This window comes from Neisseria sp. (genome assembly GCF_030523955.1).
Lineage (GTDB): Bacteria > Pseudomonadota > Gammaproteobacteria > Burkholderiales > Neisseriaceae > Neisseria.
Genome location: NZ_JAUNHL010000005.1, coordinates 54,170 through 66,995, shown reverse-complemented (window position 1 = coordinate 66,995; position 12,826 = coordinate 54,170). Strand labels below are relative to the sequence as shown.

8 protein-coding genes and 1 pseudogene are annotated in these 12,826 nt (G+C 54.8%); 2 read left to right on the top strand and 7 right to left on the bottom strand.

The window, feature by feature from the left end:
• Together narH and Q4C79_RS02155 are read right to left on the bottom strand one after the other, a co-directional pair.
• Window positions 1-208, bottom strand: a pseudogene (narH, locus tag Q4C79_RS02160) (nitrate reductase subunit beta); the annotation flags it as partial.
• Between the two features lie 87 nt (window positions 209-295).
• On the bottom strand, window positions 296-3,976 hold the full coding sequence (locus Q4C79_RS02155; protein WP_303089390.1) for a nitrate reductase subunit alpha: 3,681 nt from the start codon (window positions 3,974-3,976) through the stop codon (window positions 296-298).
• A gap of 515 nt (window positions 3,977-4,491) precedes the next feature.
• On the opposite strand from Q4C79_RS02155, the gene Q4C79_RS02150 reads away from it, so the two are divergent.
• The gene (locus Q4C79_RS02150; protein ID WP_303089389.1) at window positions 4,492-6,690 is read left to right on the top strand and encodes a UvrD-helicase domain-containing protein; all 2,199 of its coding nucleotides are present in this window, start codon (window positions 4,492-4,494) and stop codon (window positions 6,688-6,690) included.
• 58 nt (window positions 6,691-6,748) lie between these two features.
• Here Q4C79_RS02150 and Q4C79_RS02145 read toward each other — a convergent pair whose 3' ends face one another.
• Complete coding sequence (locus Q4C79_RS02145; RefSeq protein ID WP_303089388.1) at window positions 6,749-8,245, bottom strand: Fic family protein; 1,497 nt, start codon at window positions 8,243-8,245, stop codon at window positions 6,749-6,751.
• 121 nt (window positions 8,246-8,366) lie between these two features.
• Here Q4C79_RS02145 and Q4C79_RS02140 point away from each other — a divergent pair, with 121 nt between their 5' ends.
• Window positions 8,367-8,570: a hypothetical protein gene (locus tag Q4C79_RS02140; RefSeq protein WP_303089387.1), complete on the top strand. Its 204-nt coding sequence runs from the start codon at window positions 8,367-8,369 to the stop codon at window positions 8,568-8,570.
• Between the two features lie 6 nt (window positions 8,571-8,576).
• Here Q4C79_RS02140 and murU read toward each other — a convergent pair whose 3' ends face one another.
• From murU to orn, 4 genes are all read right to left on the bottom strand, one after another.
• Window positions 8,577-9,275 (bottom strand): N-acetylmuramate alpha-1-phosphate uridylyltransferase MurU, encoded by a 699-nt coding sequence (gene murU, locus Q4C79_RS02135; protein WP_303089386.1) that lies wholly within the window; start codon window positions 9,273-9,275, stop codon window positions 8,577-8,579.
• Between the two features lie 464 nt (window positions 9,276-9,739).
• Window positions 9,740-10,009, bottom strand: a complete 270-nt coding sequence (locus Q4C79_RS02130) for a DUF3079 domain-containing protein (protein ID WP_303089385.1) — start codon at window positions 10,007-10,009, stop codon at window positions 9,740-9,742.
• A 269-nt stretch (window positions 10,010-10,278) separates the two neighbouring features.
• Window positions 10,279-11,916 (bottom strand): glucose-6-phosphate isomerase, encoded by a 1,638-nt coding sequence (pgi, locus tag Q4C79_RS02125; RefSeq protein WP_303089391.1) that lies wholly within the window; start codon window positions 11,914-11,916, stop codon window positions 10,279-10,281.
• Between the two features lie 259 nt (window positions 11,917-12,175).
• Entirely contained in the window at window positions 12,176-12,736 is a 561-nt protein-coding gene (gene orn, locus Q4C79_RS02120) for an oligoribonuclease (RefSeq protein WP_303089384.1), read from the bottom strand.
• Between the last annotated feature and the right edge of the window lie 90 nt (window positions 12,737-12,826).

The following is a 12,826-nucleotide window of genomic DNA, read 5'->3' as shown; positions in this document are numbered from 1 at the left end:
GCTTGCGCACCCAGCCGCCGTTCCATTTTTCCTGGTCTTCCCAGTTTTTCGGAAAACCGATGCCCGGCTTGGTTTCCACATTGTTAAACCACGCATATTCCACCCCGTCGCGCGAAGTCCACACGTTTTTGCAGGTAACGGAGCAGGTGTGGCAGCCGATGCATTTGTCCAAGTTCAGAACCATGCCGACTTGTGCCCTGATTTTCATAATAGTGTTCCTTGTGTTTTGTGTTTCAGACAGCCTTTGCAGGCCGTCTGAAACTGTTTTTTCGTAAAACCGCTTTTTCAGACGGCCTTATTTCACCGGCGTATCCATCCAATCGATGTTTTTCATTTTGCGCACAATCACCCATTCGTCGCGGTTGGAGCCTACCGTGCCGTAGTAGTTGAAGCCGTAGGCCAGTTGGGCGTAGCCGCCGATCATGTGGGTGGGCTTCAGGATGGCGCGGGTAACCGAGTTGTGGATGCCGCCGCGTTTTTTGGACACTTCGGCTGCGGGGGTGTGGACGATTTTTTCCTGCGCGTGATACATCAGGATCATGGTTTCGGGGATGCGCTGGCTGACCACGGCGCGGCAGGCGATGGTGCCGTTGGCGTTGAACACTTCCACCCAGTCGTTATCCGTGATGCCGGCTTTTTTGGCATCGGTTTCGCTGATCCAAACGTGCGGCCCGCCGCGCGAGAGGGTGAGCATGCGCAGGTTTTCGGAATAGGTGCTGTGTATGCCCCATTTTTGGTGCGGCGTTAAGAAATTAAGGGTGATTTCTTTGTTGCCGTTGGGGTATTTGCCCAGCAGTTTTTGGGTGGTTTTGAAATCGACGGCGGGTTTGTACACGCACAGGTGTTCGCCGAAATCACGCATCCATTTGTGGTCTTGGTAGAACTGCTGGCGGCCGGTGAGGGTGCGCCACGGAATCAGTTCGTGCACGTTGGTGTAGCCGGCGTTGTAGCACACTTCTTCGCTTTCCACGCCCGACCAGATCGGCGAGGTTACGATTTTGCGCGGCTGGGCGACGATGTCGCGGAAACGGATGGCGGTGTGCTCGCTGCTGTTAATCAGGTGGGTGTGGTCGCGGCCGGTGGTTTTGCCCAAGGCTTCCCAGGCTTTTTTGGCCACGTGGCCGTTGGTTTCGGGCGCGAGGGTGAGCACCATTTCGCAGGCGTCGATGGCGGTGTCGATTTTCGGCTGGCCGGCTCCCGCGCCTTCTTCGCGCACGCCGTTGAGTTTGCGCAGAAATTCGACTTCGTGTTTGGTGTCCCACGCCATGCCTTTGCCGTTGTTGTTCACTTTTTCGAGCAGGGGGCCGATGCTGGTGAATTTTTCGTAAACGGCGCCGTAGTCGCGTTCAACCACGGTAACGGCGGGCATGGTTTTGCCGGGAACGGGGTCGCATTCGCCGTGTTTCCAGTCTTTCGGGTCGAAGGGTTGGCCGAGTTCCTGCGGGCTGTCGTGCATGAGGGGGGTTAAGACGATGTCTTTGCGTACGCCGAGGTAGTCTTTGGCCAGCTCGCTGAATTTTTTGGCGAAGCCTTTGTAGATTTCCCAGTCGGTTTTGCTCTGCCACAGGGGCTGCACGGCTTCGGTTAGGGGGTGGATGAAGGGGTGCATATCGGAGGTGTTGAGGTCGTCTTTTTCATACCAGGTGGCGGTGGGCAAGACGATGTCGCCGTAGAGGCAGGTGGTGGACATGCGGAAATCGAGCACGGTAAGCAGGTCGAGCTTGCCTTCGGCGGCGGGGCGCACGGTGATTTCAGACGGCCTGATGCAGTCTTCGTCGTTTTCGTCGCCCAACACGGCGTTTTGGGTGCCGAGCAGGTATTTCAGAAAATATTCGTGGCCTTTGCCGGATGAGCCGAGCAGGTTGGAGCGCCACACAAACAGGTTGCGCGGGAAGTTTTGCGGGTTGTCGGGATCGTTGCAGGCCATGTCGAGCGAGCCGTCTTTCAGACGGCCTGCCACATATTGCGCGGCATCGGCGCCGGCGGCTGCGGCTTCGTCGGCAATGTCGAGCGGGTTGGCGCCCAGTTGCGGCGCGCTGGGCAGCCAGCCCATGCGTTCGGCTTTGGCGTTGTAGTCAATCATCGAAATACTGCCCATGCTGCCGTCGGCATTGGGGGCGAGGATTTCGTCGGCACCCACTTTTTCGTGCCGCCATTGGCTGGTGTGGGCATAGAAGAACGAAGTGCCGTTCATCTGGCGCGGCGGGCGGTGCCAGTCGGTGGCGAAGGTGAGCGGAATCCAGCCGGATTGCGGGCGCAGTTTTTCCTGCCCCACATAGTGGCACCAGCCGCCGCCGGATTTGCCGATGGCGCCGCACATCATCAGCATGTTGATGATGCCGCGGTAGGTCATGTCCATGTGATACCAGTGGTTGAGGCCGGCGCCCACAATCACCATGCTGCGGCCTTCGGTGTCGTGCGCGTTTTGGGCGAACTCGCGGGCTACCTGAACCACCAGCCGGGGGTTTACGCCGGTGTGTTTTTCCTGCCAGGCGGGGGTGTAGGGTTTGTCTTCGCTGTAATCTTTGGCCGAGTTTTCGCAACCCAAGCCGTTGTCGATGCCGTAGTTGGCCACCATTAAATCAAACACGGTGGCCACCAGCGCGGTTTCGCCGTTGGCTAAAGGAATGCGTTTGGCGGGCACTTTGCGGTAGATCATGTCGTCGTGTTCGCCGCCGAAATAGGTGAAGCCCACGCTGGCGGTTTCGTCGGCGCTGTTTTTCAGCGACAGCGCGCCCTGTGCTTCCTTGCCCTGCGCCAGCGTTTCGAGGTTCCATTTGCGGCTGCCGTCCCAGCGGAAGCCGATGGAGCCGTTGGGTACGGCGAGGCCGTCTGAAAGCTCGTCCCACACCAGCGTTTTCCATTCGGGGTTTTGCGCTTCGCCGAAGTTACCGCTCAATTCGGAGGCGCGCAGGAAATATTTGGGCGCATAGCCTTTGCCGTCGGCTTCCAGGCGCACCAGCATCGGCATATCGGTGAGGCGGCGGATGTAGTCGGTGAAGTAGGGCGAGGGGTTTTCGAGGTGGAATTCTTTCAGAATCACATGGCCCATCGCCATCGCGAGGGCGGCGTCGGTGCCTTGTTTGGGGGCGAGCCAGATGTCGCCGAACTTGGCCATTTCGCCGAAATCGGAAGAAACGGCCACGGTTTTGGTGCCTTTGTAGCGCACTTCGGTGTAGAAGTGCGCGTCGGGCGTGCGCGTCATCGGCACGTTGGAACCCCACACCATCAGATAATTCGAGTTATACCAGTCGGCCGATTCGGCCACGTCGGTTTGTTCGCCCCAAATCTGCGGGCTGGCGGGCGGCAGGTCGCAATACCAGTCGTAAAACGATAAGGCCACGCCGCCGAGCAGGCTTAAGTAGCGCACGCCCGCCGCATAGCTCACCATCGACATCGCCGGAATCGGCGAGAAGCCGATTACGCGGTCGGGGCCGTAGTTTTTAATGGTGTAGGCATTGGCCGCCGCCACCATCTCGTTGGCTTCTTCCCAAGAAGCGCGCACGAAGCCGCCCAAGCCGCGCTGGGTTTTATAGGATTTGGCGCGCGTTTCGTCTTCCACGATATACGCCCACGCTTCAATCGGGTTCATGGTTTTGCGCGCCTGCCGCCACATTTCGGCCAGCACGCCGCGCATCATCGGGTATTTCACGCGCTGGGCGGAATACACATACCAGCTGTAAGAAGCCCCGCGCGGGCAGCCCCTCGGCTCGTGGTTGGGCAAATCGGGGCGGGTGCGCGGATAATCGGTTTGCTGGGTTTCCCAAGTGATCAGGCCGTTTTTCACATACACCTTCCAACTGCAAGAGCCGGTGCAGTTCACGCCGTGGGTGGAGCGCACCACTTTATCGTGCTGCCAGCGGCTGCGGTAGGCGTTTTCCCACTTGCGGTCTTCCGTGGTTAACACGCCGTGCCCGTTGGCAAACGGCTCGTGTTGTTTGCTGAAGAATTTCAGGCGGTCTAAAAAGTGGCTCATGATGTATTCCTTTGGCTTGTCGTTTCAGAGAGGCATATAGTGAATTCACTTACTCCGTTACGGCGTTGCTGCGCCTTGTCGTACTACCTGTACTGTCTTCGGCTTGCTGCCTTGTACCGAAGTAAGTGAATTCACTATTGCCTGTCTGAAAAATAATTTTTTACACTTTGGAATATAAAACAGCCTCTCGCCGGAAAATATGCACCGAAAGGGTTTGCCGCCGCAGCAAAAGGCTAGGAAAAAGCGGGCGTTTGAATTAGCGGGCTAGTTCTTTGGGATTAGAAAACCGTCAGGCCGTCTGAAAACCGCCGTCATACTCGGGCTTGACCCGAGTATCTTGGTGGTTCCGCAAGAAAGGAGATACTCGGGTCAAGCCCGAGTATGACGGGAATGTTTAAAGTTGATGATGGGTTTGCAGGCAGAAAGGCCGTCTGAAAACCAAACCTTTTCGTTTTCAAACGGCCTTATCCCTTACAATAACGCCTATCTTTAATATTTTTTCAGACGGCCTGATTATGCTTTCCCAAAACCCATCCGCCGGCCTGCTGCAAGGCTTGAACCCCGAACAACTTTCCGCCGTTACCTGGCCGCCGCAATCCGCGCTGGTGTTGGCGGGCGCGGGCAGCGGCAAAACCCGCGTGCTCACCACCCGCATCGCCTGGCTTTTGCAAAGCGGGCAAGCGAGCGTGCACAGTATTCTAGCCGTAACCTTCACCAACAAAGCCGCCAAAGAAATGCAAACCCGCTTGGGCGCGATGATTCCCGTTAACGTGCGCGCCATGTGGCTGGGCACTTTCCACGGCCTGTGTCACCGCTTTTTGCGTCTGCACCACAAAGATGCCGGCCTGCCTTCCACCTTTCAGATTCTCGACAGCGGCGACCAGCTCGCCCTGATCAAACGCCTGCTCAAACAGCTCAACATCGCCGAAGAAATCATCGCCCCGCGCTCGCTGCAAGGCTTTATCAACGCCCAAAAAGAAAACGGCCTGCGCGCATCGCAGCTCACCGCGCCCGACCCGCACACCCAACGCCTGATCGAGTGCTACGCCGAATACGATAAAACCTGCAACCGCGAAGGCGTGGTCGATTTTGCCGAGCTGATGCTGCGAAGCTACGAAATGCTGCAAGCCAACGAAATCCTGCGCCGCCACTATCAAAACCGCTTCAACCATATTCTGGTCGACGAATTCCAAGACACCAACAAACTGCAATACGCCTGGCTGAAATTAATGGCGGGCGACACCGCCGCCGTGTTCGCCGTGGGCGACGACGACCAATCCATCTACCGCTTCCGCGGCGCCCACGTCGGCAACATGACCGCCTTAATGCGCGAATTCAACATCGAAGCGCCGATCAAGCTCGAGCAAAACTACCGTTCAGACGGCCACATCCTCGCCGCCGCCAACGCCGTAATCGAAAACAACGCCGATCGGCTCGGCAAAAACCTGCGCACCGATGCCGACAACGGCGACAAAATCCGCTTCTACACCGCCCCCGTCGATTTCGACGAAGCACAATTCATCATCGACGAAGCCAAATCCCTGCAACGCGAAGGCTGGCCGCTCGATCACATGGCCGTGCTCTACCGCAGCAACGCCCAATCGCGCATCATCGAACAAGCCCTGTTCGCCGCCGGCATCCCCTACAAAATCTACGGCGGCCTGCGCTTTTACGAACGCCAGGAAATCAAACACGCGCTCGCCTACCTGCGGCTGGCCGTCAACCCCGACGACGACAACGCCCTCTTGCGCGTGATCAACACCCCCCCGCGCGGCATCGGCACCCGCACCATCGAAAACATCCAAGCCGCCGCCGAAGAGCAGGGCATATCCCTGTGGCAGGCCGCCTGCGGCATGGGCGCCAAAGCCGCCAAAGTCGCCGCCTTCGTGCGCCTGATTGAAGATTTGCGCGCCCAAGCCCCCAACGTATCCCTGCAAGAAATGATGCTCGCCGTTACCCGCGACAGCGGCCTTGTCGAATACTACAAAACCCAAAAAGGCGACCACCAAGACCGCCTCGACAACCTCGACGAACTCATCAACGCCGCCGTCGCCTTCAGGCCGTCTGAAAGCAACTTCGAAATCCTGCCCGACAACGCCGCCGAAAGCCCGCTGTTTCCCATTCTCGCCTTTTTAAGCAACGCCGCCCTCGAATCCGGCGAAAACCAGGCCGGCGCCGGCGAAGAAGCCCTGCAAATGATGACCGTGCACGCCGCCAAAGGGCTGGAATTCGACGCCGTTTTCCTCACCGGCATGGAAGAAGGGCTGTTTCCCAGCGAATACAGCCTCGCCGAGCGCGGCGGCCTCGAAGAAGAACGCCGCCTGATGTATGTGGCCATCACCCGCGCCAAAAAACGCCTCTACATCAGCATGGCCCAACAGCGCCTGCTGCACGGCCAAACCCATTTCGGCATCGTTTCGCGTTTCGTCGAAGAAATCCCGCCCGAAGTCATCCACCGCCTCTCGCCCGCCCCGCAGCGCTTCAACAGCTTCACCGACGCGCCCAAAGCCAAAAACCGCATCATCGAAACTTATGATTTACCCCAGCAATACCACGGTTTCCGCATCGGCCAAAACGTGCGCCACGCCAAATTCGGCACCGGCGTGATTATTGATGCGGTGGACAAAGGCGAATCGGCAAGGTTGACGATTAATTTCGGCAAACAGGGGGTGAAGGATTTGGATACTAAGTTTGCGAAGTTGGAAGTGGTTTGAAAAAACGCGGGCACATAAAGAAAGGCCTGTCTGAAAATATTTTCAGACAGGCCTGATTTTATTGTTTCAGTCGTTCTGTTAAATCTTCTATGGCAATAAAATCAACGGCATTGCCTGTTTTCAAAGTTTCCATCAATCCTAAAACCGATAATTTCTTCAAGTCGGTGCGGGATGTGTTTTCGGCAGTTTGAAATTGTGCCGCTACGTCTTTGACGGTAAAAATCCTGCCCGGCTCTTTTACGGCGGTTTGGAGTATTTCAATCTGCCGGCGGTTCAGGCCGTTGGTTTTGGCAAAACGGGTAATTTGGGCGGTGAAATTTTGCAGTTCGGCCGACTGTCGTTTCACATAAGCCTGCAAATCCGAAATGGCGCGTTTGACAATGTCCAGTTGGTAATAAATGAAATAGGTTAAATCCAAATCGTCGGATTCCGTATACAGATAAGATTGGGCATATTTTGCAGGGGCTTTGTTCAGCAGGCGGCTGATGGAAATGTATTCAAACAGGGTGTAGCCGTTTTTCAGCATAAACCAATAAAACAAAGCTCTTGCGGTGCGGCCGTTGCCGTCGCCGAACGGGTGTATGTAGCCGATAAAGAAGTGCAGCATGATGGCTTTGGCAACGGGGTGGATAAACAGAGCATTATTGATGCCGTCATGTTCGGTGTTGGCAAAATCGCATAACGACTGCATCAGTTGCGGCACTTCGCTGAATTTCGGCGGCTGGTAGATATGATTGCCGTCGTAGTCGGCAATATGAATATCGTCGGATTGACGGAACTCCCCTGAAACGGCCTGATTGTCGATGGCGTCTTCGGTGGCGGTGCGGTGCAGCGATAAAATTAAGTCTATGCTTAAAGGTTCGCTTTTCAGGCCTGCTGCTTTCTGCATCAGCCTATGGTTGTTTACGATCATTCTTTCATGCTTGTCTTTCGGTTTTTTCCGCCGCGATTCCAGCAACTCTTTTGCGGCTTGGCGTGTGGTAACGGCTCCCTCGAGCTGGGCGGAAGTAATGGACTCTTCCATCATCAAAGTTTTTTTATCTGCTTCCGACAGCGTTGCGCCGTCTGAAAGCAAGATATGGCTGCCGCATTTTTGATCGATAAAATGCAGCAGCGCCTGCATGCTGTCGGGAACGCAGAAACTGAATTCATGATTGGGAAAACAGGTAATTTTCTTTTTACCCGCCAAGCGGTTGATTTTGGTGGCCGCCCAAACCAACTCCGCCTGTTTGCCGTATTTATATTTGATTTTATCCCAATATAAATAACGGCCTTGGTTGTCGGTGGCTTTGTGGGTAGTTATTAAAGAGTAATATTCTTTGTATAGGGCTTCTGCTTCATGCAAAGTTTGTTCTTGGGGCAGATGCAAATTCAAACCGACGGTTTTCAACGGCTTGCCGGCAGTTTCTTTTTCTGTTTCCGAAACCAGAGTATTTTCCAATTGCTGTATCTGTTGGTTGGCTTCGGGAAGAAGCTGCTCGAAAAGATTTTCTATTTTTGTGAATACGTTATCCAACAGAATGTTTTCTATTTTGGGTGGTTTGGTAACTTTCATGGTTTCTCAAACTCTCGCAATTTGTTTAATATTGCGTGAGTTTAGCACAAAAGGCCGTCTGAAAACCTTTTCAGACGGCCTGAACAGTTAATATGCACGCCATAATTGGGGCATTCCGATTATGGCGGCAAATCAACTTTTTCCGGGCTGTGCAAAAGCTTTCTGCCTGTCTGAAAAAACAGCCGCCGTTTGCCAAACAAAACAAGCCTTGCTGCTTTGTATCGAAGTCATTAAATCCGCTATAACTCTATCAAGCACCGTTCAAAAGTTTCAGACAGGCATTTCTAATGAAAATGCCTGTCTGAAACTTTTTGCGGGTAAGTAAAGCGGCTTACCAAGCTTGCGCCAAACGGTCGGCTTCGGCCAGCCGTTCGGGTGTGCCGACATCCAGCCACAAACCGCTATGCGCTTCGCCGCTAACTTGGCCGGCATCCATTGCCGCACGCAGCAAGGGGGCAAGTTTGGCGGCTTGATGCGGCGGGGTATCGGCGAATAAGGCCGGATCATATACGCCGATGCCGCTGAACGTCAGCATGCGGCCGCCTGATTCGCTGGTGCTGCGTACCATGCCGCTGTCGGCCAACGCAAAATCGCCGCTGGGATTGTGTTCAGGGTTGCCGACCAGCCATAAATGCGCCAGATGCTGTTGCGGGCGCAAGGATGCGGCGCGTTGTTTGGCGGTGGTAAAATTAATATCGGTCAGCACATCGCCGTTGACCACCAAAAAGGGTTCGTCGCCCAGCAAAGGCAGCGCGGTGGCAATGCCGCCGGCGGTTTCCAGGCCTTTTTCGCCCTCGGCGGAATAGGCGATGGAGACGCCGTAAGCCGCGCCGTCTTGTAGGGTTTCTTCGATTTGCCGGCCCAGCCAGGCATGGTTGATTACGATTTCGGTAATCCCGGCTTCTTTCAGGCGGCGCAAATGCCAGCCGATTAAGGGTTCCCGGCCCACGGGCAATAAAGGTTTGGGATGGCGGTCGGTTAACGGCCGCATGCGTTCGCCGCGACCGGCGGCCAGAATCATCGCTTTCATAAGGGTTCCGTGGGTAGAAAAAAGGAAAATAATCGAGGCGGTATTTTAACGCAAAGGCTGGTGCTTGGGCAGGCGGGCGAAGGTGGTAACGGGTTTTCAGACAGGCATGATTGGTGAGGCCTTTGCAATATTTCTTTCGGCGCCTTCAAACTTCTGCGCTATGCCTGCGGACAAACCCGAATAGGATGTGGGTGTTTTGTAAGTTGATAGACCGAGACCTTTGCAAAATTCTTGTCGATACCTGAAAACACGTGCGTCATGCTCGGGCTTGACCCGAGCATCTGTTTGTTTGAGAAGAAAAAGCAGATACTCGGGTCAAGCCCGAGTATGACGAGATATCAATAAATTCAGGATTAAAAAGTTTTTTGCAAAGGTATCCAGACCATATCGCACGAACTTTTTCCGATGCTTATGCTTGGTAAATGCCTGTCTGAAACCTTTCAGACAGGCATTTACCAATTTTCTTAATGTTTGTTTTTTAAAGGCAGTTTGATATGCGGTTTCACGCTTGGCGCCGGCACAATCGGGATGATGCCGGCTTCGCGCATTTGCGCTTCGGTTAAGAGGTTGCTCCAGTCGCCGTTGCGGTACCATTCGTCGCCGTCCATTTCGCAGGGGTGTTGGATGCGCTCGCTGCCGTTGCCGCATAATAAGTCTTCGGCGCTGCAATATTTGTCGCAGCCCCAGCAAATGCGCTCGGGGTGTTTGGGGTGCAGGGGGAATTTTTTAGCCATGGCGGTGCTCCGTGATTGCCGATGTTGCCGGTATTTTGGAAACGGATCCAAGCCGTTGGCGGGTATCGGCTTTTATTTATTGTACGCCTGTTGTCGGATGTAAGGGATGATATGGCAGATTAACTTAACTTTCGCTACGGCGTTGCTGCGCCTTGCCGTACTACTTGTACTGTCTGCGGCTTGCTGCCTTGTATCGAAGTAATTAAATCTGCTATAAAAAACGCCGCCCGGATAAAAGATGGGGCGGCGTTTGGCAGGTAAACCTTGTTTTACCGGCTTTGGCGTTCGTGGAAATAGGCGATCAAGCCGTTGGTGGAGCTGTCGTGGGCAGGCTGTGCTTCGCCGGCCAGCTCGGGTTCGATGGTTTTGGCCAGCACTTTGCCGTATTCCACGCCCCATTGGTCGAAGGAGTTGATGTCCCACACCGCGCCTTGGGTAACCACTTTGTGTTCATACATCGCAATCAGCATGCCCAAAGTATAGGGGGTGATGTCGTCCACCAAAATGGTGTTGCTCGGGCGGTTGCCGTGGAACACGTTTTGGCGTGCCAATTCGGCGCGTTCGGCTTCAGGGGTGGCGCCAAGCGAGGCATAGGCTTCGTCAAAGGTTTTGCCGCGCATCAGCGCTTCGGCTTGGGCAAAGGCGTTGGCGACGAGGAAACGGTGCTGGCGGCCGATGCCGTAAGGAGTGGACATCGGTACGATAAAGTCCACCGGAATCAGGCGCGTGCCTTGGTGGATCAGTTGGAAAAAGGCGTGCTGGCAGTTAACGCCTTCTTCGCCCCAGATAATCGGGCCGGTTTGCCAATCGACTTCTTCTCCGGCGATCGCGGTAGTGTGTTTGCCGTTGCTTTCCATATCCAGTTGTTGCAAATGGGCGGCAAAACGGCGCAGCGGGTGGCTGTACGGAATCACCGCATGGCTCTCGGCGCCGTAAAAGTTGCTGTACCAAATGCCCAGGAGCGCCAGCAATACCGGGATGTTGTGGCGGAAGGGGGTGTTGAAGAAATGTTCGTCCATCGCGTGCGCGCCGGCGAGAAACTCGCGGAAACGCTCGGCGCCTACCGCCACCATCAGCGGAAAACCGATGGCCGACCACACGGAATAGCGGCCGCCTACCCAGTCGAACATGGCGAAAGTGCGCTCCGGTGCAATGCCGAAGGCTTGTACGGCTTGATGATTGGTGGAAATGGCGATGAAATGTTGGCGGATATCGGTCTCTTTCATGCCCTGCTGTAAAAACCAATTGCGTGCGGCATGGGCGTTGAGCAAGGTTTCCGGCGTACCGAAGGATTTGCTGGCGATGCTAAATAAGGTGGTTTCGGCTTTGACTTGCGCCAGCACATTGGCAATCGCCGCATCATCGGCGTTGGCGACAAAATGGACGCGCACGTTGCGCCAGAAACGTTGCAAGGCCAATGCCGCCATCTGCGGGCCGAGATCGGAACCGCCGATGCCGATGTGAACCAAATCGGTGATGCGCTCGCCGGTAGCGCCTTTGTGCTCGCCGCTCAATACCTGTTCTGCAAACGAGAGCGCTGCATCCAATGCCTGATGCAGCAGAGGCACCACGTTTTCTCCGCGCACATACACCGGTGCGGCATTGGCGGGTAGGCGCAAGGCGGTGTGCAGTGCGGCGCGCTGTTCGCTGTAATTCACCAACTCACCTTCGCGCATGGCTTGCAGCTTCTCTTTGATGCCGGTTTGTTCGGCCAGTTGGCACAATAAATCCAGTGTTTCTTCGGAAATGCGGTTTTTGCTGAAATCAACCAGCATGCCGGGTAGGCGTTCGTGCATGCGCTCGAAACGGTCGGGTTCGGCGGCGAACTGCTCGCGCATGTGAACGGATTCGGTAGCGGCCTGATGAGCGGCCAATTGTTGCCAAGCGGGGGTGAGGGTGGGGTTCATGGTTTCTTCTCTTAGGTGAACAGGGTTTTTTATCATCATACAGGTTTTCTGTAGGGCGGCTTTTCAGTTTTTAGTATTTTTTATGGAGGTTTGCAGGCCGGTAAAAACTTTAAATAACAAAACCGCCACCATTTTTCGCTCCGGCGGGCGGTTTATTGTAAATCGGCACGCCGGCAAGCTACCTGATGATGGTGCGAGCGGTGCCAATCGGGGCGAAGTCGGTTAAGCTTGCCATAAGTAATGATGCCTGTCTGAAACATTAACTTTGTTGGGCGGCGGGCAATTTTAAAAAATGTTCGCGGTAATAACGCATTTCCTCAATACTCTCCAGAATATCGTCCAACGCTTGATGCGAACCGCGTTTTACCACGCCTTTGGCTACCGCCGGATGCCAGCGGCGCGCCAATTCTTTCAGGGTGGAAACGTCCAGATTGCGGTAGTGGAAATATGCCTCGAGCTTGGGCATGTAGCGCACCATAAAGCGGCGGTCTTGATGAATGGTGTTGCCGCACATCGGCGAGGCTTTCTCGGGAATCCAGGCAGACATAAAATCCAGCAGTTTTTGCTCCGCTTCGGCTTCCGTTAAACGGGAATCGCGTACCCGTTGGGTAAGGCCGGTACGGCCGTGGGTGGCGGTATTCCATTCGTCCATGCCGTTTAAAACCTCATCACTTTGATGAATAACATATACTTCCGATTGCGCCAATACATTCAAATCGGCATCTGTGATGATCATTGCCACCTCGATAATCTTATTCTGCTCTGGGTTTAATCCGGTCATTTCCATATCGAGCCAGCATAAGTTGTTTGCATTTTGCATATATTGTTCTTTCAGACAGGCATATTAATTTGATATTAAACGCATGCCATTATAACGGATAAAATCCCGCCCGATTTGCCCGTATGACTT